The sequence below is a fragment of the Aeromonas sp. R4-1 genome (genome assembly GCF_040908325.1).
GTDB lineage: Bacteria > Pseudomonadota > Gammaproteobacteria > Enterobacterales > Aeromonadaceae > Aeromonas > Aeromonas veronii.
Genome location: NZ_JBFODM010000037.1, coordinates 26,335 through 46,935 on the forward strand (window position 1 = coordinate 26,335; position 20,601 = coordinate 46,935).

Below are 20,601 nucleotides of genomic sequence, written 5' to 3' on the forward strand. Positions count from 1 at the left end.
CCCCTCTGTTACCCGTTTACAACTACATCACATCTGCATGAACTTTAGACGAGAAACCAGAGGGATAACGGGGTCCCATCGATTAAGGTGCCAGACCCCACTCCAGATAGGCCGAATTGGCGACAAAGCCGATCCGCTCATAGAGAGGGCGCCCCTGCTCGCTGGCATGGAGCCACACCTTGCCCAGCTGGCGCGCGCAGGCGAAAGCTGTAATGGCATCGAGCAGCGCCGTGGCGATCCCCTGCTGGCGCCATTGTGGCCGCGTATACATATTGAGCAGATACCCCTCCACCCCCGCCAGATTGCCGGGATAGGGTGGCCGTTCAAACAATGCCAGCGTCCCTGCCGCCACGATCTGTTTGCCGCCCTCCTGCGTATCGGCCTCAGCCAGCCAGGATAAAGCACTCTCTTCACTCATCGCCCGGGTAAAGTAGTCAAGGGTGGCCTGCCACAAGGCCGGGTCTGCCTGCGGCGTCACCAGCTCACCGACCTCACAAAACAGCTCCATGCGCAGCGCCACCAGTGCTGGTATATCTGCGGCCCTTGCCTGACGAATGATCATTGGCTGCTCCTTTTCTCTCATGGGAAATTTCGCCGGCCGTCATTATGACAAAGAGCGCCTTGTGGCGCTCTTTGTCATTGGGAAAATCACTGATAAATCAATGGTTGCGACGTGTCAGCCAATAATCCAGGCTCAGCACACCGCCGCCCCAGATGATCAGGGTCAGCAGCATCCAGCCCCACAGCTGGTGATCGTAAAAGCCACCCGCCCAGAGGGTCGGGTAGGAGATCACCGCCATGATATTGAAGCCAAACAGCAGCAAGGCGGCCGGGCGAGTAAAAAGCCCCGCCAGCAGGAAAAGCGGCAGCAGCAGCTCGGTCGCCGTACCCAGATAGGCAGCCCACAACCAGGGCAACAGGGGAACCTGATACTCGGATTCAAACAGATAGAGGGTTGAATCCCACGCCGTCAATTTGAGCCAGCCTGAGGTGACAAAGACCGACGCGACCCACAGCCGCGCCAGCAACAGCACACCGGCACTGCTCCAGCGCGGCAAATCACCACTCGAGCTGGCCAGCGCCAGCCATTTGTTTGCCATCATGGCATTACCTCCATATCCACCAGCAGACCAAGGGTTATCAGGCGAGTGAGATGTTCACTAGCCGCAGGGGCGGCCGCCAGCAGATCGACCAGCGCCGTACCAGCGAGACATCCCTGTAGCAGCGCCCATTCACCCGCCGTCAGGGGCAAGGGGGCAACCCGGCAATCCGGCTGTTTCTTCAATGCCAACCAGACGGGGGCATAAAGCACCTCCACCGCTTCACCACCGTGCAGCGCCATCTGCCACAGGGCCAGCACCGGATAATCGCTGGCAACCAGCAGCAGATCCGTGGCTGGCAACAGCCGCAGCCGCTCCCATTGTTGCGGCGATAATGCGGCCAGACGCTCGGCTGGCCAGCAGCGTGATTCCAGCGGCAGCAGACTGGCACGCTCAAGCTGCCATTCGAACTGCGCCAGCGCCTCCAGCCAAGGCAGCCCGGTTGTAGTTGGCAAGCGGGCCAACCATTGGCCAAATCCGGCGCCATAGTGCATGACGCTCCCTTCCCTGAGGGGCTCGGCCAATACGAAGCCACGGGCCGCCGCTGCAAAAAAGTCATCCCCGACCATGGCCTTGACGGCGGGATAACTGCTCGCCAGCACCTCGCCAAGGCTCAGGATGAAGTAGTTGCGATAGACCTGCAGCACAGATTCGGCAGGAAAGAGCCGGGAGCTGATGTGAGGGGCAATGGCGTCAGGCTCCCCCAGCAGACCGTCAGCAAAGTGCTGTTGCAGTTGTGCCAGTTCAGCCATGGGCCACCTCCCGTGGTGCACTCATGGCGCACGCCTCATCCAGAATGGCGCTGGCCTGCGCCGCCTCTGCCAGCAAGACCGGCAGCGGCGGGATCTCGAGGTCCCACTCAATCAGGGTCGGAATGGCCTGCTTGCGGCAGATCTGGCGATAGAGTTCCCAGACCGGCTCCACCACAGGGGCGCTGTGGGTATCGATATAGAGGGAGCCTTCCGGCAGTTGCTTCTCGGTATAACCGGCCAGATGGATCTCCCCAACGGTGGCGAGATCGATCGCCGCCAGATACTCATCGCAAGAGAAACCGTGATTGAAGGCACTGACATAGAGATTGTTGAGGTCGAGCAGGATGCCGCACTCGCTGCGCTGCTGTAGCTCGGCCAGAAATTCCCACTCGCTCATCTCCCCAGGCAGTTGCAGATAGGAGGAGGGATTTTCAATCAACATGCGGCAACCCAGGGTCTGTTGTACCTGCTGGATCTTGTCGCTCATGTTGCGCAGGGAGGCGCGGGTATAGGGCACCGGCAGCAGATCGTTGAAGTAACGCCCACCAATGCTGCCCCAGCTGAGATGTTCGGAGATCCGTACCGGATTGATCGCCGCGGCCAGTGTCGACAACTGCTGCAGATGGTGCGGATCGAGCGGGTCGGCAGAACCAAGGGACATGCCAACGCCGTGAAGACTGACGGGGTAGTGCTGCGCCAGTTCGGCGAGCACCTGAAAACCGTGACTGTGCCGTTCGAAGTAATTTTCACTGTGCACCTCCAGCCAACCGACTGCCGGCAGGGTTTGCCGGATCTCGTCGTAATGGGGAGTGCGTAATCCGATACCAATCAAAGGGTTCATCGCAAGACTCGCTTTCGCCAACCAGAGAAGATGCAGGGGGCGACACATTGGCCATCCCCTGCCCGATGTCTCTTACTTGGGTTGCAGCGAACCGCCGACCAGCTTCTCGCACAGCCCTTTGGGCATCACCACAAAGGCATCACCCTGAGCATCTTCCTTGGCAGTACCGGCGCAGGAGCTGCTCTTGGTCGCACAGTCATTTTTGCTGGCCTTGACCACGCCGTAGCACTTCTCCTTTTCATCGGCAGCCATTGCTGGTGCCGCGATAAATTGGGCGCCCAGCGCCAGCAGACCGGTCATGGCGGAGGCGATAGCAGTGCTTTTTTTAACATTCATGTTCATGTTCCTTTTGATGTCGTTGGATGTTGCTGATATCCCCGATTTGTCGCAACCGGGTACCTGCAATAGAACCGGCAAACGGGATATTCCCTTTCAAAAAAAACACAAAAAGAGTTAAAAAACCCAATATAAACACTCAATGAATTGATTTTAAACAGCTATTTCATCATTGAAAATTTCTCGACGACCACCCATTAATGAACGAGTAAAGTGCCATATGGTGCTTTCATCCCGTTAATCTTCTTCACAGCTTCCATCAAAAAAGATGCGTCAGACATAAAAAAACCCCGCCAACAGGCAGGGCTGGATGCAACTTTAAAGAAACAATAAATAAACAATCGGAGTGGTATTGGGAGCCAGGAGTTGCGGCAAGCAGATAGAAAAAGAGACAGCTTTGGCTGTCTCTTTTTGCACATGGTGCGAATGGGGTTTAGTAGAAGATCCGCTCGCCACGCTCGCTCATTTTGAGCCACACCGGTTTGGTGCTGGTTTTATTCCAGATCCGGTGCAGATAGCTGTAGAAGCGGGCACGATCGCTGCGAAACAGCATCACGGGGAAAGCCAGAATGCCCACCAGCAATACATAAATGCGACGAAGAATAATCTGAGTCAGGGAAAAGGGATGAAACATGATGTAACTCCTTACTGGTAAGACCACTGAACAAAGATTACCCCACTCCATGTAGGATTACTACATCACCAACGCATTTTTTTATAAAAAAATAGTGAAAAACGGGAAATACTGAAAACGGGTTACGTCATTAACCAACAGTTAACAAACTTGCGAAAATCGTGCGCTTTGCCACAGTTATCAGGGGAAAAACATGCAGTAGGGAGACACGCATGAAACTGCCGGAAGTGGCACTGCTGGTGCTGATGGTTGCCCTGACACGGGCACAACTGGAGGAGTGGCAACTGAATCGGGAAGATGCCATCGTGCTGGCCGAACGGGGCGTGCCCACCGTCAGCCTGTGGCAATGCGGCACACTGAAGCAACGGATTGCGGATCTCAACCAGCACAGCGCCGAGGTGCAGTTTCAATATCGGGGGCAAAACATGGCGGATGTGAGCCACTATCTCGAGCGCGAGTGGAAACAGGCTGGCTGCGAACAGTTACTGGTGCAGCAAGGATACTGACCAAGCTTCACGGCTCGAAGAGTGATAAATCAGGGAAAAAAGAGAGAGAATATGGAGGCACGTTCCGGAGTCGAACCGGACTAAACGGATTTGCAATCCGCTGCATAACCGCTTTGCTAACGCGCCATGCTGACAAGACTGATTGTCTTGAAAGTGAATTCCATCGTTGGTGCGATGGAAAATTGGAGCGGGAAACGAGACTCGAACTCGCGACCCCGACCTTGGCAAGGTCGTGCTCTACCAACTGAGCTATTCCCGCGTTACTGCTTTCGTGCCAGTTGCCTGACAACGAGGCGCATTATACGTACCACGAGCGCCAGCACAACCCCTTTTTCGCAATTTAAGCCCTGATGCAGACTGTTTGCTCAGGGTTTAAACGCCTTGCTGCATTTTTCTCCAGCCAGCTGTGACCCACCAAGCGAATTTGGGATAAAGTCGTTGAAATGATTACGCTTTCGTTCGAGACTTGAGCGGCTTAATAACCGGATTCTCAATTGAAAATCACAAGATGAAATGGATCTTCACGCTTCGTGGGCTCAGGCCGCAGTTAATGCTGGCTTTTTTCATGTTGGGCATGGTGCCCTTTTTGGTCATCACCCTCTTCTTCCTATACAGCCACGGCAAGGATCTCACCACCCAGACCTCCAACCATCTGGTCTCCGTTCGTAATATCAAGAAGAGTCAGCTCGAGGATTACTTCAACAACCTCAAAGAGCAGATCATCAACTTCTCCCAGCAGGATTTTGCCGGCAACAGTATCGGCCGTTTCTATGGCTTTACCGGCGCCTTCGAGAAGTTGGGCACCACACCGCAGGAGGCCCGCAGCCGCGCCCAGGCCCGCTATCTGCCCGGCTCCTGGGATCAACTGCGCAAACCGGACAGTCAGGTGGAGATCGAACCCTCCATCACGGCACTTATCCTCGCCGACGAGATGTATGGCCGGGTGCACCAGCGCTTTCATCGCGGCTATGCCGACATGGTGCGCAAGTCCAACTACAGCGACATCTTTCTGGTGGACCTCAACGGTGATGTGGTCTATTCGGTCACCAAGCACCCTAACTTTGCCACCAATCTGCTCTCCGGCCCCTACCAGGGCAGTGGCTTGGGCCAGACCTTCGCCAAGATCAAACGCCGCCTTGATGGCGGCCAGAAGCCGCAGCAGATCTTCGAATTCACCGATTTTGGCCGCAACGAGCTGACCGGGCAGGTGGTCGCCTACATGGCGGCCCCCGTGATGCAATACGACTATGTGCGCGGGGTGGTGATTTTCGAGCTGCTGCCGGACAAGCTCAACCAGATCATGGCGGAGCGGGAGGGGCTGGGCGAGACCGGCGAGACCATCCTCATCGGCCCTGACAAGCGGATGCGCGCCGATGCCTGGCTGGCACCGGAGTTCAGCGTCGAGAACAGCTTCAGCCCCAACTTCCGTCCACTGCAAACGCCCCTCATCACCAAGACGCTCTCCGGCGAGCAGGGGGTCGGGCTGTTCCACTCCTATCAGGATGACGAGGTGCTGGCCGCCTACACCCAGGTGAAGGTGTTCGATACCGAGTGGGCCTTTATCGCCGAGATCTCCACTCGGGAAGCCTATGCCCCGATCCGCCAGCTGGAAACTCTGGTGATTGTGCTGGGTGCAGGCTCGGTGCTGCTGCTGATCCTCTTCTCCCGCTGGCTCTCCCACTCCATCACGGCGCCGCTGCGATCCCTGACCGAAGCAGCCGAGCAGGTGGCCGACGGCGCGTTGGATCACCCCATCGCCATCGAGCGCACCGGCGATGATATCGACCGGCTGGCCGAAGCGTTTCGCCATATGCAGCGCTCGGTGAAGGACAAGATCGAACTGATCGAACAGCAGACCCAGGAGCTGCAACAGCAGGTCAAGCTGACCCACAAGCAGAACCTCAGCCTGCAGCAGGCGGACAAGCTCAAGGATGAACTGCTGGCCAACACTTCCCACGAGCTGCGTACCCCCATTCACGGCATCAAGGGGATGGCCGAGTCGATGCTCGCCAGCCAGCAGGATTTGACCGAAGGGCAGCAAAAGCAGCTCGGCCTCATCATCAAGAGCGCCGACGGTCTGGCCCGTCTGGTTGACGATCTGCTGGACTACCACCAGATGCGCTACGGCCAGCTGGAGATCCACTCACAACCCGTCTCATCAAAAGGGGTTATCCGGCTGGTGCTGGATCTCTGCCAGCATCTTGTGCAGGCCAAACCCCTCACTCTGGTGGATATCAGCCCGACCGAACTGCCGCCGGTGCTGGCCGACGAGCAGCGGCTCGAACAGGTGCTCTACAACCTGGTGGGTAACGCCATCAAGTACACGCCGCAGGGCAAGGTGGTGCTCAGTGCCATCGTCGAGAGCAACTTCCTGCGCATCAATGTCACGGATACCGGCATCGGCATCGCCCCCGACCATCTGGAACATATCTTCGAGCCGCTGGTACAGATGAGCCCGGAGGTGAGCAAGCAGGGAGCCGGCCTTGGCCTCTCCATCACCCGCCAGCTGGTGCACCTGATGGGGGGCGAACTGTTTGTCGAGAGCGAGCCGAGCGTTGGCTCTACCTTCGCCTTTACCCTGCCCCTTGCCACCGGCAAAGCGGCCAATCTGACTCTCGACAGCCGCCAGATCGAGCATCAGCTGGTGCGCCAGCAACCGCTGATCCTGCCGGACTGGGAGAGCGACGATCTGCCCCCTCCCCCCGAGGATGCGCCGCTCATTCTGGTGGTGGATGACGAGCCCATCAACCTGCACATCCTGCGCCATCTGCTGCAGCCCTGCGGCTACCGCATTCTGCCCAGCAGTGACGGCCACGATGCGCTGGCCAAGTTGGCTGAGGAGCCGGTGGACCTCATCCTGCTCGATGTGATGATGCCGACCCTTTCCGGTTTTGACGTCTGCCGTCGCCTGCGCCAGCAGCACCCGAAAGATATGCTGCCGGTGCTGCTGCTCACCGCCCTCAACCAGCCCAAGGATATCGAGGAGGGCTTCGGGGCCGGTGCCAACGACTATCTGGTCAAACCCTTCTGCAAGGAGGAGCTGTTTGCCAGGGTCAAGGCACTGCTGGAAGCCAAGGCCGGACGCGCCTCGCTGGTAGAAAACCGGCTGTTGAAGCAGGAGATCGAGCACCGTCTCACCCTGCAGGATCGACTGCATCAGGATCAGCAGCGGCTGCTGGCCCTGCTCGGCGAAGGGGCCGACCCCATGATCTTTATCGACGAGCAGGGCACAGTGCTGTTTGCCTCCCGGGTGCTGGCGCGCCTGCTGGGGCAGGAGCCGGAAGCCATGGAGGGGCAGCCCCTCAATGAGTGGCTCGCCACTCCGCTGCAACAGCAGTGGCCCGATCTAGCCAGCGAGCGGGAACACAATCTGGAATTTCTGGTGGCCGGGCAAAAAGATGTACTCAACGCCCGCGCTCTGCCTATCACGCTCGGAGGACAGGCCGCTTTCGCCCTCACTCTGAGTACCGAGCTGCGTCAGGATGAGAACCGGGTAATGGCGCTGGAAAACGCCCTCAAGAACCTCTCGCGGCAAGCTATCATCGAAGATGAACAGCTGCTGGGCGAGCTGAGCCGCCTGGGTGGCGAGTTCCGTTCGCTGGCCGACGACCTCATTCGCCAGCAGGATGACGAGCCGCTGCGCCGGGCGCTGGTAGAGACCATGCAGCTCACCCTGGATTCCTGGCAGCAGGGGACCGGCAAGGGCAAAATCGTGCTGGCGGAGAAGAGCAAGCTGTGGCGCGTCTATATGGACAGATCCAGCCCGCAGACCCGCACCCTCGACAAATACCTGAGTCTGGACACCCTGCCCAAGTCGCCACGCTGGAAGACGGTCGTGGCCACCACCGAGTATGTGCTGGGCCACTGCCCGCTCAATGACCACCAGCGCCAGCAGTTGCAGCACAGCGCCCAGACCCTGCGTCAACTCGCCAACCGCAAGCCGTGACACGGCGCCCTAAACGGGCGCCGGATCACAATTGGCAATCTGGTTTCTTTTTATGCAAAACAAAGCCTCGCCCGACCCCGAAACCGAGAGCAGATCCAATTCACAAATTTGTCATATACGCCATTTTCACAGCCACTTTTTACGCGAAAGCAAATAACACAAAGCAATGATTTTAAACATATAAAAAACGATTTTGACGAGATTGACGTAACACCGTCAATTTTTACGAAAACAACGAAATCAATAGTTGTTGTTTTCCTGTTAATTCTGGTTTGCTTAGGGCGTTGGAAAACAGAACGACAAAGGTTAGACACCTGACCAACACAGAGGGCCGATTTCATCAGCATGCGAAACCGGTGCTCACACAAAACAAGGCGAACCCTCGGGAATGCCAAAAAATAAGAAAGGAAAACATATGCTTGCCAAAGTATCCAAAATCTCTACCGCTGTAATGCTGGGAACCATGATGCTTGCCGGTGCCGCCGGTAACGCCATGGCCGCAGAAAACAAAACCGTGTTGACCATGGTCGCACAGCAGGAAACCGCCTGGGTCAAGAACTTCAACCCCTTCCTGCAAGCGGGCTTGCTGCACACCACCCGTCACTTCATCTATGAGCCGCTGGTGATCTTCAACGATATGCAAGGGGGCAAACCCGTCTATCGTCTGGCCACCAACTATGCGTTCAGCGATGACCTGAAATCCGTCACCTTCGATCTGCGTGACGGCGTGAAGTGGTCTGACGGCGAAGCCTTTGATGCCGATGACATCATCTTCTCTTTCAATCTGGTCAAGGCCAACAAGGCGCTGGATGAGCGCTCAATCTGGACCCAGATCAAGAGCGTCGAGAAGCTGGCCCCCAACAAGGTCAAATTCGACCTGACCGAGGTCAACACCAACGTGGTGAATGATCTGGTGCTGGTACCCATAGTGCCGGAGCATCAGTGGAAATCGGTGAAAGATCCGGTTGCCTTCACCAACGACAAGCCGGTTGGTACTGGCCCCTTCACCGAAGTGGACAACTTCTCCGCCCAGCTCTACACCCAGTGCCGCAACCCGCACTATTGGGATAACGCCAACCTCGCTATCGACTGTATCCGCATGCCGCAGATGGCCACCAACGACCAGGTGCTGGCGGCTGTCATGAAGGGTGACATCGACTGGTTCGGCTCCTTCGTGCCGGATATCGAGCGCCTCTACGTCGGCAACGATCCGAAGAACAACAAATACTGGTTCCCGGCCTCCGGTACCGTGGCGTTCAACGTCAACTTCCAGACCAAGAACCCGGGCAATAACGAAGCCTTCAACGACATCAACTTCCGCCGCGCCTTCTCCATGGCGATGGACCGCCAGTCCATGGTGGATATCGCGGGCTACGGCTACCCCACCGTCAACGAGTACCCGTCAGGTCTGGGCAAAGCCTTTGACTCCTGGAACAACCCGGAAGTGGACAAGAAGTACGGCAAGTACAACAAGTTCGATCTGGAAGGGGCCAAGGCCCTGCTGAAAGAGGCAGGCTACAAGGATTGTGACGGCGACAAGTTCCTCGACACCCCGAGCTGCAAAAAGATCGAGTTCAAGGTACTGGTACCGAACGGCTGGACCGACTGGGTCAACACAGTTCAGATTGGTGTAGAAGGGCTGCAGGCGCTGGGCCTGAACGCCAAGACCGCCACCCCGGAAGCAACCGTCTGGACCGAGAACCTGATCACCGGTGACTTCGATGTCGCCCTGCAGGGTTACTTTGCCGGTGCCAACCCGCACAAGTACTTCGAGACCGCGTTCCACTCCCGCAACATGGGCGACCGTGGCAACCGCTTCGCCGCGCCCCGTTACAAGGACCCCGAGCTCGACAAGCTGATCGATGACTTCACCCAGACCGCCGATGCGGCCAAGCAGAAGGAGATCATGTTCGCCATCCAGGATCGTGTTGGTGCCAACCAGACCATCATTCCGGTCTTCAACAACCCGACCTGGTATGAGTACAGCACCAAGCGCTTCAACGGCTGGTTCAGTGCTGATAACCCGGTAGCCAAACCTCAGCTCCACCCGGACACCCCTGAGCGTCTGCTGCACGTGTTGTCCCTCAAGCCAAACAGCTAAACAATCCCGGCCCCCTGCGGGGGGCCATCTTCCCCGTTAACCCCTTTCTTGCCCGGCACCGCCGGGGTTGGGGTAGCTATACCCGACGCGGGGCAGACTTGCAGTAAAAGGTACTATCATGGGATTCATACTGAGACGCTTTTCCTTCTATCTGGTTGCCTTTCTGGTAGCCGCCACCATCAACTTCCTGTTACCCCGTGCCATGCCTGGGGATCCTGTCTCCGTGATGTTTGCCCGCGCTGGCGCCATGATGGAACCCGCCGCCCTGGAAGCCCTCAAAGCCACCTTCGGCTTTGTCGACGGCCCCATCGGCACCCAGTTTCTCACCTATGTGAAGAGTGTCTTCACCTGGGATCTCGGCACCTCGGTGCGCTTCTACCCGCAGCAGGTCTCTGACGTGCTGGGCCGTGCCATCGGCTGGACCCTGTTTCTGGTCGGCACCTCCACCATCCTGAGCTTCTCCCTCGGTTCCATCGTCGGCATCTTCGCCGCCTGGTATCGCGGCGGCCGGATGGACAGCATTCTCTCCCCGCTCACCCTGGTGATGCAGGCCATTCCGCCGGTGGTGGTCTCCCTGCTCGCCCTGTTCCTGTTCGGGGTCAGCCTCGAGTGGCTGCCCATCGGCTACGCCTACAGCCCGGAGATCAAGGCTGACTGGGGCTGGGAGCACATCAAGAGCATCATGACTCACGCCATCATGCCGGTGCTGACCCTGGCCGTGGTACAGGTGGGGGGCTTTCTTATCACCATGCGCAACAACATGATCAACCTGCTGGGCGAGGATTACATCACCATGGCCAAGGCCAAGGGGCTCTCCAGCAACCGGGTGATCTTCAACTACGGCGCCCGCAACGCCATTCTGCCCAGCGTCACCGCCCTCTCCATGGCGCTCGGCTTCGTTATCGGTGGCTCCCTCATCACCGAAGTTATCTTCAACTATCCCGGCCTGGGCCTGACCCTTTATCAGGGCATTCTGGCCCGCGACTACCCGCTCATTCAGGGGCAGCTGCTCATCATGACCATCACCATGCTCAGCTTCAACTTCCTGGCCGACGTGCTCTACGTCTTCCTGGATCCCCGTCTGCGTACAGGAGGCAAATAAGATGCGTATGCCGACCATTCTCAAGATCCTGCTGGGCAACAAGAAGGCTACCTGTGGCCTCGCCATCGTGGTTACCTTCGTACTGATGGCCCTCTTTGCCCCCATTCTGGCCAGCAACGAGCCGACCAAACGGGTGGCTCGCCCGCACCAGCCGCCCAGTGCCGAGTTCGTGATGGGTTCAACCCGCATGGGCCACGACATCTGGGCCCAGTTCACCAACGGCGCCCGTATCTCGCTGCTGGTGGGCTTCAGCGCTGGCCTGCTGGTCTGCACCCTCGCCGTCGCCATCGGCATCACTGCCGGTTACTTCGGCGGCCTGATTGATGAGTGCCTCACCTTCCTGATGAACGTGGTGCTGGTGATCCCCAACCTTCCCTTGCTACTGGTGCTGGCGAGCTTTATCGGGGAGGCGTCACCGGCGGTGATTGCCGTGATAATAGGGTTGACATCGTGGGCCTATGGCGCGCGGGTGATCCGCGCCCAGACCCTGGCCCTGCGCGAGAAGGAGTTCGTCATCGCCGCCGAAGTGCTGGGCGAGCCGGCCTGGCGCATCATTCTGGTGGAGATCCTGCCCAACCTCATCTCCATCATCGGGGTGAGCTTCATCGGCTCCATCATCTACGCCATCGTCACCGAAGCGACCCTGGAGTTCCTGGGGCTTGGCGACCCGACCGTGGTGAGCTGGGGCATCATGCTCTACAACGCCCAGACCTCCAGTGCCATTTTGGTCGGCGCCTGGTGGGAGATCCTGGCTCCCTGCTTTGCCATCGCCACCCTGGGTGCCGGTCTGGCCCTGCTCAACTTCGCCATCGACGAAATTGCCAACCCGCAGCTGCGCTCCCACAAAGGGCTGAGCCGCTGGAAGAAACTCGCGGCGCCGGTCACCACTCCGGTTGCCACAGCACAGGAGAAGACAGCATGAACAAGCATCCCCTGCTGTCAGTACGCAATCTTTGCGTCGACTACATCACCGAAAATGGCGACGTGCGCGCCGTCAACTCGGTGAGCTTCGATATCAGACAGGGCGAGATCTTCGGTCTCGCCGGTGAGTCGGGCTGCGGCAAATCCACCGTCGCCTTCTCGGTGGCCCGGCTGCACAAGCCGCCCGCCTACATCAGCGGTGGCGAGATCCTGTTCAAGGGGGAGAACATCCTCCATTACAACGACGAGCGGCTGCGCTCCTACCGCTGGCAACAGGTGTCGGTGGTGTTCCAGTCCGCCATGAACGCCCTGAACCCTGTGCTGCGGATGGAGGAGCAGTTCTGCGACGTGCTGCTGGCCCACAACCCCGGCATGACCCGTTACGAGGCGATCAAGCGCGCCCAGGAGCTGCTCACCATAGTCGATATCCACCCGAGCCGGCTCAAGGATTACCCGCACCAGTTTTCCGGCGGCATGCGCCAGCGGCTGGTGATTGCCATCGCCATGGCGCTCAACCCCGAGCTGCTCATCATGGATGAGCCAACCACGGCGCTCGATGTGGTGGTACAGCGGGAGATCCTGCAGAAGGTCTATGCCCTGAAAGAGAAGTTCAACTTCTCCATTCTGTTCATCACCCACGACCTCTCCCTGATGGTGGAGTTCTGCGATCGCATCGGCATCATGTATGCCGGTGAACTGGTGGAGGTCGCCCCTTCCAAGGCGATCCTGACCGCACCGCTGCACCCCTATACCAGAGGGCTCGGCAACTCCTTCCCGCCCCTGCACGGGCCGAAGAAGGTGCTGGAAGGGATCCCGGGCACCCCGCTCAACCTGCTGGAGGTGCCGGTCGGCTGCCGCTTTCAGGCCCGCTGCGGCAAGGTGCACGATCGCTGCCGTCAGGAGTACACCAAATTGGCCGAGATCCGCCCTGGGCAACAGACCGCCTGCCACCTCTATGAGGAGCAGGGACTGCAACAAGATTCCGTGATCTATCTGGACAAGGCCGCTGGCTGTTAAGGATGTCTGTCATGCAAATCGCCAAAACCGATGCACCCATCATCGAAGTCCAGCACCTCTACAAGGACTTCCCCATCAACTCCAATGCCATCAAGAGTGGCAAGATGCGGGCGCTCTCCGACATCACCTTCAACCTGCACCGGGGCCGCGCCCTGGCGGTGGTCGGGGAGTCGGGCTCCGGCAAGAGCACCATCGCCAAGATCATCGCCAAGATGTACAAGCTCAGTGCCGGGCGCATTCTCTATCGCGGCCACGATCTGGAGGAGTTCAACAAGGGCACCGCCCTGCTGGACTATCGCCAGAGCGTGCAGATGGTGTGGCAAGATCCGTTCGGTTCGCTCAACCCGACCCACACAATCTATCACCACATCGCCCGCCCCCTGCTGCTGCACAGCAAGGTGATCGACAAGAAAGAGCTGCCCGACATGGTCTACGCCCTGCTGGAGAAGGTGGGGCTCACCCCCGCCAAAGCAACGGCGGCCAAGTATCCGCACCAGCTCTCCGGCGGCCAGCGCCAGCGGGTCAACATCGCCCGCAATCTGGCAGTGGAGGCGGAGGTTGTGCTGGCGGACGAGCCCACCTCCATGCTCGACGTCTCCATTCGCATCGGCATCCTCAACCTGATGGAGCAGATGAAGAACGAGCTCGGTGTCTCCATGCTCTACATCACCCACGACATCGCCACCGCCCGCTATGTGGCGGAAGATCTGGCGGTGATGTATGTGGGGCACATGGTGGAGTGGGGCGAGGTGGACGAAATCCTGCACCACCCGCAGCACCCCTACACCCAGCTGCTCATCTCGGCGGTGCCCGACCCCGAGAAGAGCATCCACGCCGAGCTGGAGGGAGGCCGCAAGGGGGAGATCCCGCTCTGGACGCCGGAGTCCTGCGGTTGCCCGTTTGCCGGGCGCTGCAATCAGGCAATGCCCCGCTGCAAGGAGGCGCTGCCCCCCATCACCAAGCTTGCCGACAACCACTTCGTGCGTTGCTACCTCTACGAGTGAGGGTGAGCCTTAGACCGGCCGGACAACCCTGTCCGGCCATGCCTCGATACGGGGCGGCCACAGCCCCGTGATGTGCCTCACCGCCCGGCGGTGAACCACAGGAGTAATACCTTGATGGAACTCTTGATCAATCAGGTGGGCTACGAGTGCGACGGACACAAAGTCGCCCTGTTGCAAACCTCCCCCGCCCCTGATCTCGGCGGCTATGTCAGGCTGCAACGCCTCGACGATGGCCAGATCCTGTTTGAAACCCCGCTGCAACCGGCTGGCAGCGTCTCTGGCTGGCAAGGCCGCGCTTACTGGCGTGCCGACTTCTCCGCCTTCAAGGAGCCCGGCCACTATCGGCTGGAGGCGATCACTGCCCAAGGCATTGTCCGCTCGACCCGCTTTGCCATCGGCCAGGATCTGCTGGCCAGCCACTGTCTCTCCGATGTCATCCACTACTTCAAGGGCCAGCGCACCAGCGGCACCTTCGATCGGGCCGACCGCAACGCCCGCCTGTTTGGCACCGACCAGCACAAAGATGTGCACGGCGGCTGGTTCGATGCCAGCGGCGACATGAGCAAGTACCTGAGCCACCTCTCCTACGCCAACTACCTCAACCCCCAGCAGACCCCCATGGTGGTGTGGTCACTGCTCAAGTGCCGGGAACTGCTGGCCCCACGCCGCGATATCGACGGGGTGAACCTCTGCAAGCGGCTCAATGACGAGGCGCTGCACGGCGCCGATTTCCTCTGCCGGATGCAGGATGAGTCGGGCTTCTTCTTCATGACCCTGTTCGACAAGTGGAGCAAGGATCCCGCCCAGCGCGAGCTGTGCGCCTATGCCACCCAGCAGGGGCTCAAATCCGCCAACTGGCAGGCGGGTTTTCGCCAAGGGGGCGGCATGGCCATCGCCGCGCTGGCCCGCGCCGCCCGCGAGAGCGTCAGTGGTGACTTCGATGCCAGCCGCTACGCCGAGGCCGCCAAACGCGGCTACCTGCATCTGTGCGAACACAACCTTGCCTACCTTGATGACGGGGTCGAGAACATCATCGACGATTACTGCGCCCTGCTGGCAGCGGTGGAGCTGACCCGCACCTTCGGCAACGAGTGGCTGAATGAGGCGAGAGCCCGTGCCAGCAAGCTCTGTGCCCGCCAGCGCCCTCATCCTGAGCTGGGTCACTACTGGTCGGCCAACGAGGATGGCTCGCGCCCTTACTACCACGCCACCGAGGCAGGCCTGCCGGTGCTGGCGCTGCTGGAATATCTGGGCGTAGAGCCGGAGCAGGAGCACAAGGCCCGAGCACAAACCGTAGTGGAGCAGGCGCTGGCCGCCGAGCTGGCGCTGTGCGCCCGCGCGGGCAACCCCTTCTCCCTCGCCCGCCAATATGTCAAAGGGGTGGATGAAGCGCCGCGCGTCAGCTTCTTTATGCCCCACAACAACGAATCCGGTTACTGGTGGCAGGGGGAGAACGCCCGCCTCGCGTCTCTGGCGACCATGGCCTTTGCTGGCGCCCGCCACTTCCCCCGCCAGAGCCAGCCGCTCATCACTTATGGCCAGCGCCAGCTCGACTGGATCCTCGGGCAGAACCCCTTCAACGCCTGCATGCTGGCGGGCCACGGCATCAACAACCCCACCTATACCGCAGGGTATCCCAATGCGCAGGGGGGCATCTGCAACGGCATCACCGCCGGGTTTGATGACGAAAACGACGTGGCCTTTATTCCGGAGGAGTACAAAGATCGGCTGGATCAGAACTGGCGCTGGGGCGAGCAGTGGATCCCCCACGCTGCCTGGTTTGCTTTGGCTATCAGCTGGCAAAATGCGCAGGGAAATGGAGGTCGCCATGATTGAGTTCTGGGTCGGCGTCGATGGCGGGGGCACCCACACCCGCGCCCGCATTCGGGATCGGGCGGGCAAGCTGCTCGGAGAGGGGCGCGCAGCCGGATCCAATCTGGAGCTGGGCATCCCCCATGCCCACGCCAATGTGCTGGCCGCCATCGCCAGCGCCCGCCTTACGGCCGGACTCGGAATCGAGTGCGAACAACAGATGGGGGTCGGGCTGGCGCTCGCCTCCGCCGAGCTGGCCGACTGCTATCACGCCCTGCTCGAGATGCCCTTCCCCTTTGCTAGCGTCAGGCTCACCTCCGATGCCTTCGGTGCCTGCCTCGGCGCCTTTGGCGGCCGTGAGGGGGCCATTCTGATCGCAGGTACCGGCTCGGTGGGGCTGATCTATCACGCAGGTCAAATTCGCACCTGTTCCGGCCGCGGCTTCCCCATTTCAGACATAGGCAGCGGCGCCTGGCTGGGGCTGCGCGCCATCCAGCAATCCCTGCTCTGCCACGATGGCATTCTGCCCCCCAGCACCCTCGCCATCCGCTTGATGGATCGCTTCAAGCGGGATCAGGCCGAGGTGGTTCGCTGGGCCGCCCGCGCCATTCCGGCGGACTATGGCCACTTTGCCCACTGGGTATTCGATGCCGCCAGCGATGGCGACGAGCTCGCCAATCATCTGCTGGACGAAACCTGCGAACAGCTGCGGATCCTGCTGGAGGGAATGACCCAGCTCGGTGCCAGACAGATCGCCCTGCTGGGGGGGATTGGCACCCGCCTCGCTCCCCGTCTCGGCCAGCTCAACCTGATCCCCCCCCAGGCAGATGCGCTCGATGGCGCCATCCTGTTTGCCCAATCAGAGGATTTTCCATGTCTACACCCCTGATCCACACCCAGGTCGCCCGACGTGACGGCGAGGATGTCTGGTTCACCTTCACCCTCTCCCGCATGCCGGATACCAAGTGGAAGCTGCACTTCTGTCTGGCTCGCCATATCGACCCCGACTCCTTGCAAGGGGGCGAGCTGGAGCGCCAGAGCGGCAGCTACAAGGTGATTGTCCCGAACGCTGGCAGCTGCAAGCTGCGCTTTTGCTGCCGCCAGACCCCCATCAAGAAGCTCTCCGACATGCCGCAGGGCTTTTTCCTCAGCTTGCCGGAGGCGACCACAGGTGCCCAGCTGCTGCCGGTGACGCTGGCGGCTGAGGATCTCGGACTGGAAAACCCGCCGTTAGCCCGCCCCGACCTGCCGGATGTCGAGCCTCTGCCCGGTATAGTGCCGCAACCGGCCCATCTGGTACTGCTGGAGGGGAACTTCCGGCTGGCCGAGCGGGCTCATGTCAGCGCTCCCCGTGATGTGCCGAAGCTGCTGGCCCACTTCAACGAACTCACATCGCTAGCGCTGGAGCAGGATCATGACGCTGAAATCCGGCTGACCGAGGCCAAGCTGGCCCCCGAAGCCTACCAACTCACCATCATGCCGCAGGAGGTGGTAATTGCCGCCGCCGACGAAACGGGTTGGCGCCACGGGCTGGTGACTTTGGCCCAGTGGTATCTGCAACATGGGGAGAGCCTGCCCTGCATCACGCTGGAGGATGCCCCGCGCTTTGGCTTTCGCGGCATTTTTCTCGACTGCGCCCGCCACTTCCACACTCCGGCCACCATCAAGCGCCTGCTCAAGCTGATGAGCCTCTACAAGTTCAACCGCTTCCACTGGCACCTGACCGATGACGAGGGGTGGCGGCTCGAGATCAAGGCCTTCCCGGCATTGACCGACGTGGGTGCCTGGCGCGGCCACGATCTGGCGATCGCCCCCCAGCTCAGCGGCGGCGCCGAACCCTATGGCGGCTACTACACCCAGAGCGAGGTGAAGGAGCTGGTGAGCTATGCCAGTGAGCTCGGCATCACCATCATTCCCGAGATCGACATTCCGGGCCACTGCCACGCCGCCATCAAGGCGCTGCCCGAGCTGCTGATCGAAACGGCGGATCACTCCCGCTACCGCTCGGTCCAGCATTTCGATGACAACGTGCTCAATCCTGCCCTGCCCGGCACCTACCGCTTCCTGGAGGCGGTGCTGGACGAGGTATGCGAGCTCTTCCCCGGCCCGCAGATCCACATGGGGGGTGACGAGGTGCCGACCGGGGTCTGGACCGACAGCCCCGCCTGCCAGCAGCTGATGACCGAGCAGGGCTACTCCGACTGCCGTGAACTGCAGGGCCATCTACTGCGGCACTGTCAGCGCTATCTGGCCGCCAGAGGCAAACAGATGATCGGCTGGGAGGAGATCCTGCATGGCGACAAGGTGAGCCGCAAAGCGGCCATCTGTGCCTGGACCAGCTTTCAGGCAGGGCTGGACGCTGCCGCGGCCGGTTATCCGGTGGTGATGGCGCCCGCCCAGTTCCTCTATCTGGATCTGGCCTGGAGCGCCGATATTCATGAACCCGGCCTCTACTGGGCGGGGACCCTCAATCTGGAGCAGATCTACTCGTGTGACCCTGCCCCAGCCGATTTCCATGCCAACGATAACATCCTCGGGGTGCTGAGCCCCTTGTGGTCAGAATTGATCACCAGCCGTGATCGTCTCGACTACATGTTGTTCCCGCGTATGCTGGCCACGGCCGAGGTGGCCTGGAGCGATCCCGCCCACAAGGGCTGGGAGCACTTCGCCGCCCGCCTGTCGGGTCAGCTGCAGATCCTCGATCAGTTGCAGGTGCGCTACCGGATGCCACAGAGGTAATGTTGTCTCTACTTTGGCGGCCAATCGGCCGCCTTTTTTACGATTAGCCAACAAAACATCAACTTCCCCCTACCATTCATCCGCCATTATTGGCAAAATCCAGCCCCCAATGAAGCTGGTCTGCCTCCTGCTGGCGCGAGCCTGCGGCCACCTCCAGATCTGCCACAATAACAACGACAACATTATCAACAAGAACATCGGAGCGTATTCCTATGGCCCGCAGAGACGTCCATACCCTGGATAGCGAAGTGGAGTTTCCTGCCGACGTACAACTGGTCTCCACCACTGACCTGCGCGGGGTGATCACCTACGCCAACCCGGCCTTTTGCGAAATCGCAGGCTACACGGTCGATGAACTGGTGGGACACAACCACAATCTGGTACGCCACCCCGACATGCCCAAGGCCGCCTTCGCCGATCTCTGGGCCCGCCTCAAGGAGGGCAAACCCTGGCGCGGTATGGTAAAAAACCGCTGCAAGGATGGCCGTTACTACTGGGTAGATGCCTATGTGACCCCCATCTATGAAGGCAACAGGATCAGCGGCTACCAGTCGGTACGCTGCAAGCCCGAGCCCCAATTCAAGCGCATCGCCGCTCAGACCTACCAGGCACTGCTCAAGGCCGAGCGCGGCAACAGCAGCAACCTCCCCTCTCTTGCCAAAGTACGCACCCCGGCCATTACCCTGCTGCTGCTCGGCCTGATGGGCTGGACCTTCGCCAGTCAAGGGGCCATGACCGTCCTGCTGATGCTGCTGCCCCTGTTGCTTATTGGCGGAGCCTACTGGCGCGAGCTCTTTGCCCTGCCCCACTATCTGCAGAAACTGGGCCGTGAATATGACAGTCTGACCCGGCTGGTCTACTCCGGTGACAACCCCGGCGCCATTGCCGATTTTCATATCAAGATGCTGCAGGCCCGCATCCGAACCGTTTTGGGGCGGATCAACGATGCCACGGCACCTCTGCAAACCCTGGCCATCAATTTGAAGCAGGCCTCTCATCAGGCCTGTCTCGATATCAACGAGCAAGATGCCCAGACCCAGCAGATGGCTACGGCTATGACTCAAATGGCCAACACAGCTCACGAGATCGCCCGCAACATTCAAGATTCCAACGGTCAGGTCAACGAAGCTCGCAATCGTTGTGAACAAACCAACCAGCAGTTGAACCAGACCGAGCAACAGATCGAACTGCTCGCCAAACAGGCAGAGCTGGCGTTCAACTCGGCGGTAGAGCTCGCCAGTGAATCCGAACGGATTGGCAGTGTCATGGGCGAGATCCAGGGCATCGCCGAGCAGACTAACCTGCTGGCCCTCAACGCTGCCATCGAAGCCGCTCGCGCCGGGGAGCAGGGCCGTGGTTTTGCGGTGGTCGCAGACGAGGTGCGTACTCTATCGACCCGCACCCACAAGGCGACCGAGCAGATCCAGGGCAGCATCAAGCAGATCCAGCACACGCTGGGACGTTGGAAGGGGATGATGCAGGAGAACCTGCAACAGACCCGCGCATGTGCCGAGATGACCCGCCAGGGCGCCAGCAGCCTCCATACCGTGCTGGCAGAGATAGAGCTGGTCACCGAACACTCCACCCAGATCGCCACCGCTGCAGAGCAGCAACAAGCGGTCGTGGAGGAGATCAGCCGCAGCATCCACCAGATATCCGCATACTCCCACGCCAACAGTCAGAAGATGCTGGATGTCGATCACTCCAGTCAGGCTCTGCTGGAACGGGCCAAGCAACTGAAGGGGCTTAGCCAGACCTTCGGCTGAATCATTGCCAGCCCCATGACAGAA

Annotated in this window: 17 protein-coding genes and 2 tRNA genes; 11 read left to right on the plus strand and 8 right to left on the minus strand. The window is 60.0% G+C overall.

Annotated elements, in window-relative coordinates; all coding sequences use genetic code 11:
* Window positions 1-82 precede the first annotated feature (82 nt).
* From AB5Y90_RS05120 to AB5Y90_RS05145, 6 genes are all read right to left on the minus strand, one after another.
* On the minus strand, window positions 83-562 hold the full coding sequence (locus AB5Y90_RS05120; protein WP_257124549.1) for a GNAT family N-acetyltransferase: 480 nt from the start codon (window positions 560-562) through the stop codon (window positions 83-85).
* A 97-nt stretch (window positions 563-659) separates the two neighbouring features.
* Window positions 660-1,103: a DoxX family protein gene (locus AB5Y90_RS05125; protein ID WP_257124548.1), complete on the minus strand. Its 444-nt coding sequence runs from the start codon at window positions 1,101-1,103 to the stop codon at window positions 660-662.
* A complete protein-coding gene (locus AB5Y90_RS05130) occupies window positions 1,100-1,852 on the minus strand; it encodes a DNA-binding domain-containing protein (protein ID WP_257124547.1) in 753 nt (250 codons plus the stop codon). Before AB5Y90_RS05130 ends, AB5Y90_RS05125 begins: the two co-directional genes overlap by 4 nt.
* Entirely contained in the window at window positions 1,845-2,693 is an 849-nt protein-coding gene (locus AB5Y90_RS05135; RefSeq protein ID WP_257124546.1) for a DUF692 domain-containing protein, read from the minus strand. Before AB5Y90_RS05135 ends, AB5Y90_RS05130 begins: the two co-directional genes overlap by 8 nt.
* Before the next feature lie 72 nt (window positions 2,694-2,765).
* Window positions 2,766-3,029 carry a DUF2282 domain-containing protein gene (locus AB5Y90_RS05140; RefSeq protein ID WP_005334862.1) on the minus strand — a complete coding sequence of 88 codons (264 nt, stop codon included), beginning with the start codon at window positions 3,027-3,029 and terminating at the stop codon, window positions 2,766-2,768.
* Window positions 3,030-3,462: 433 nt separating this feature from the next.
* Window positions 3,463-3,663 (minus strand): YbfA family protein, encoded by a 201-nt coding sequence (locus AB5Y90_RS05145; RefSeq protein WP_005334863.1) that lies wholly within the window; start codon window positions 3,661-3,663, stop codon window positions 3,463-3,465.
* A 212-nt stretch (window positions 3,664-3,875) separates the two neighbouring features.
* Here AB5Y90_RS05145 and AB5Y90_RS05150 point away from each other — a divergent pair, with 212 nt between their 5' ends.
* A complete protein-coding gene (locus AB5Y90_RS05150) occupies window positions 3,876-4,169 on the plus strand; it encodes a hypothetical protein (RefSeq protein ID WP_005347702.1) in 294 nt (97 codons plus the stop codon).
* A 52-nt stretch (window positions 4,170-4,221) separates the two neighbouring features.
* Here the strand turns inward: AB5Y90_RS05150 and AB5Y90_RS05155 are convergent.
* Window positions 4,222-4,295, minus strand: a tRNA-Cys gene (locus AB5Y90_RS05155).
* A gap of 57 nt (window positions 4,296-4,352) precedes the next feature.
* Window positions 4,353-4,428 (minus strand) — tRNA-Gly (locus AB5Y90_RS05160).
* Window positions 4,429-4,677: 249 nt separating this feature from the next.
* On the opposite strand from AB5Y90_RS05160, the gene AB5Y90_RS05165 reads away from it, so the two are divergent.
* The 10 genes from AB5Y90_RS05165 (at window position 4,678) to AB5Y90_RS05210 (ending at window position 20,577) form a co-directional block, all read left to right on the plus strand.
* Window positions 4,678-8,115 carry an ATP-binding protein gene (locus AB5Y90_RS05165; protein WP_257124545.1) on the plus strand — a complete coding sequence of 1,146 codons (3,438 nt, stop codon included), beginning with the start codon at window positions 4,678-4,680 and terminating at the stop codon, window positions 8,113-8,115.
* A 415-nt stretch (window positions 8,116-8,530) separates the two neighbouring features.
* Window positions 8,531-10,216, plus strand: a complete 1,686-nt coding sequence (locus tag AB5Y90_RS05170) for an ABC transporter substrate-binding protein (protein ID WP_005353816.1) — start codon at window positions 8,531-8,533, stop codon at window positions 10,214-10,216.
* A gap of 118 nt (window positions 10,217-10,334) precedes the next feature.
* Complete coding sequence (locus AB5Y90_RS05175) at window positions 10,335-11,318, plus strand: ABC transporter permease (protein WP_005334871.1); 984 nt, start codon at window positions 10,335-10,337, stop codon at window positions 11,316-11,318.
* Between the two features lies 1 nt (window position 11,319).
* Window positions 11,320-12,240 (plus strand): ABC transporter permease, encoded by a 921-nt coding sequence (locus tag AB5Y90_RS05180; protein ID WP_257124544.1) that lies wholly within the window; start codon window positions 11,320-11,322, stop codon window positions 12,238-12,240.
* On the plus strand, window positions 12,237-13,256 hold the full coding sequence (locus AB5Y90_RS05185; RefSeq protein ID WP_019446723.1) for an ABC transporter ATP-binding protein: 1,020 nt from the start codon (window positions 12,237-12,239) through the stop codon (window positions 13,254-13,256). Before AB5Y90_RS05180 ends, AB5Y90_RS05185 begins: the two co-directional genes overlap by 4 nt.
* 11 nt (window positions 13,257-13,267) lie before the next feature.
* Window positions 13,268-14,260: an ABC transporter ATP-binding protein gene (locus AB5Y90_RS05190; protein WP_005353824.1), complete on the plus strand. Its 993-nt coding sequence runs from the start codon at window positions 13,268-13,270 to the stop codon at window positions 14,258-14,260.
* A 114-nt stretch (window positions 14,261-14,374) separates the two neighbouring features.
* Window positions 14,375-16,096: a glycoside hydrolase family 9 protein gene (locus AB5Y90_RS05195; RefSeq protein WP_257124971.1), complete on the plus strand. Its 1,722-nt coding sequence runs from the start codon at window positions 14,375-14,377 to the stop codon at window positions 16,094-16,096.
* Window positions 16,089-16,961 (plus strand): BadF/BadG/BcrA/BcrD ATPase family protein, encoded by an 873-nt coding sequence (locus AB5Y90_RS05200; RefSeq protein ID WP_257124543.1) that lies wholly within the window; start codon window positions 16,089-16,091, stop codon window positions 16,959-16,961. The genes AB5Y90_RS05195 and AB5Y90_RS05200 overlap by 8 nt, the downstream gene beginning before the upstream one ends.
* Window positions 16,946-18,811 carry a beta-N-acetylhexosaminidase gene (locus AB5Y90_RS05205; RefSeq protein ID WP_368166634.1) on the plus strand — a complete coding sequence of 622 codons (1,866 nt, stop codon included), beginning with the start codon at window positions 16,946-16,948 and terminating at the stop codon, window positions 18,809-18,811. The genes AB5Y90_RS05200 and AB5Y90_RS05205 overlap by 16 nt, the downstream gene beginning before the upstream one ends.
* A gap of 212 nt (window positions 18,812-19,023) precedes the next feature.
* Window positions 19,024-20,577, plus strand: coding sequence for a PAS domain-containing methyl-accepting chemotaxis protein (locus AB5Y90_RS05210; protein WP_257124541.1), 1,554 nt, complete (start codon window positions 19,024-19,026; stop codon window positions 20,575-20,577).
* Window positions 20,578-20,601: the final 24 nt, after the last annotated feature.

Bases quoted from the DNA above. Each gene is read 5' to 3' on its own strand.
- AB5Y90_RS05120 (WP_257124549.1), bottom strand. From the start codon at position 562: ATGATCATTCGTCAGGCAAGGGCCGCAGATATACCAGCACTGGTGGCG.
- AB5Y90_RS05125 (WP_257124548.1), bottom strand. From the start codon at position 1,103: ATGATGGCAAACAAATGGCTGGCGCTGGCCAGCTCGAGTGGTGATTTG.
- AB5Y90_RS05130 (WP_257124547.1), bottom strand. From the start codon at position 1,852: ATGGCTGAACTGGCACAACTGCAACAGCACTTTGCTGACGGTCTGCTG.
- AB5Y90_RS05135 (WP_257124546.1), bottom strand. From the start codon at position 2,693: ATGAACCCTTTGATTGGTATCGGATTACGCACTCCCCATTACGACGAG.
- AB5Y90_RS05140 (WP_005334862.1), bottom strand. From the start codon at position 3,029: ATGAATGTTAAAAAAAGCACTGCTATCGCCTCCGCCATGACCGGTCTG.
- AB5Y90_RS05145 (WP_005334863.1), bottom strand. From the start codon at position 3,663: ATGTTTCATCCCTTTTCCCTGACTCAGATTATTCTTCGTCGCATTTAT.
- AB5Y90_RS05150 (WP_005347702.1), top strand. From the start codon at position 3,876: ATGAAACTGCCGGAAGTGGCACTGCTGGTGCTGATGGTTGCCCTGACA.
- AB5Y90_RS05165 (WP_257124545.1), top strand. From the start codon at position 4,678: ATGAAATGGATCTTCACGCTTCGTGGGCTCAGGCCGCAGTTAATGCTG.
- AB5Y90_RS05170 (WP_005353816.1), top strand. From the start codon at position 8,531: ATGCTTGCCAAAGTATCCAAAATCTCTACCGCTGTAATGCTGGGAACC.
- AB5Y90_RS05175 (WP_005334871.1), top strand. From the start codon at position 10,335: ATGGGATTCATACTGAGACGCTTTTCCTTCTATCTGGTTGCCTTTCTG.
- AB5Y90_RS05180 (WP_257124544.1), top strand. From the start codon at position 11,320: ATGCGTATGCCGACCATTCTCAAGATCCTGCTGGGCAACAAGAAGGCT.
- AB5Y90_RS05185 (WP_019446723.1), top strand. From the start codon at position 12,237: ATGAACAAGCATCCCCTGCTGTCAGTACGCAATCTTTGCGTCGACTAC.
- AB5Y90_RS05190 (WP_005353824.1), top strand. From the start codon at position 13,268: ATGCAAATCGCCAAAACCGATGCACCCATCATCGAAGTCCAGCACCTC.
- AB5Y90_RS05195 (WP_257124971.1), top strand. From the start codon at position 14,375: ATGGAACTCTTGATCAATCAGGTGGGCTACGAGTGCGACGGACACAAA.
- AB5Y90_RS05200 (WP_257124543.1), top strand. From the start codon at position 16,089: ATGATTGAGTTCTGGGTCGGCGTCGATGGCGGGGGCACCCACACCCGC.
- AB5Y90_RS05205 (WP_368166634.1), top strand. From the start codon at position 16,946: ATGTCTACACCCCTGATCCACACCCAGGTCGCCCGACGTGACGGCGAG.
- AB5Y90_RS05210 (WP_257124541.1), top strand. From the start codon at position 19,024: ATGGCCCGCAGAGACGTCCATACCCTGGATAGCGAAGTGGAGTTTCCT.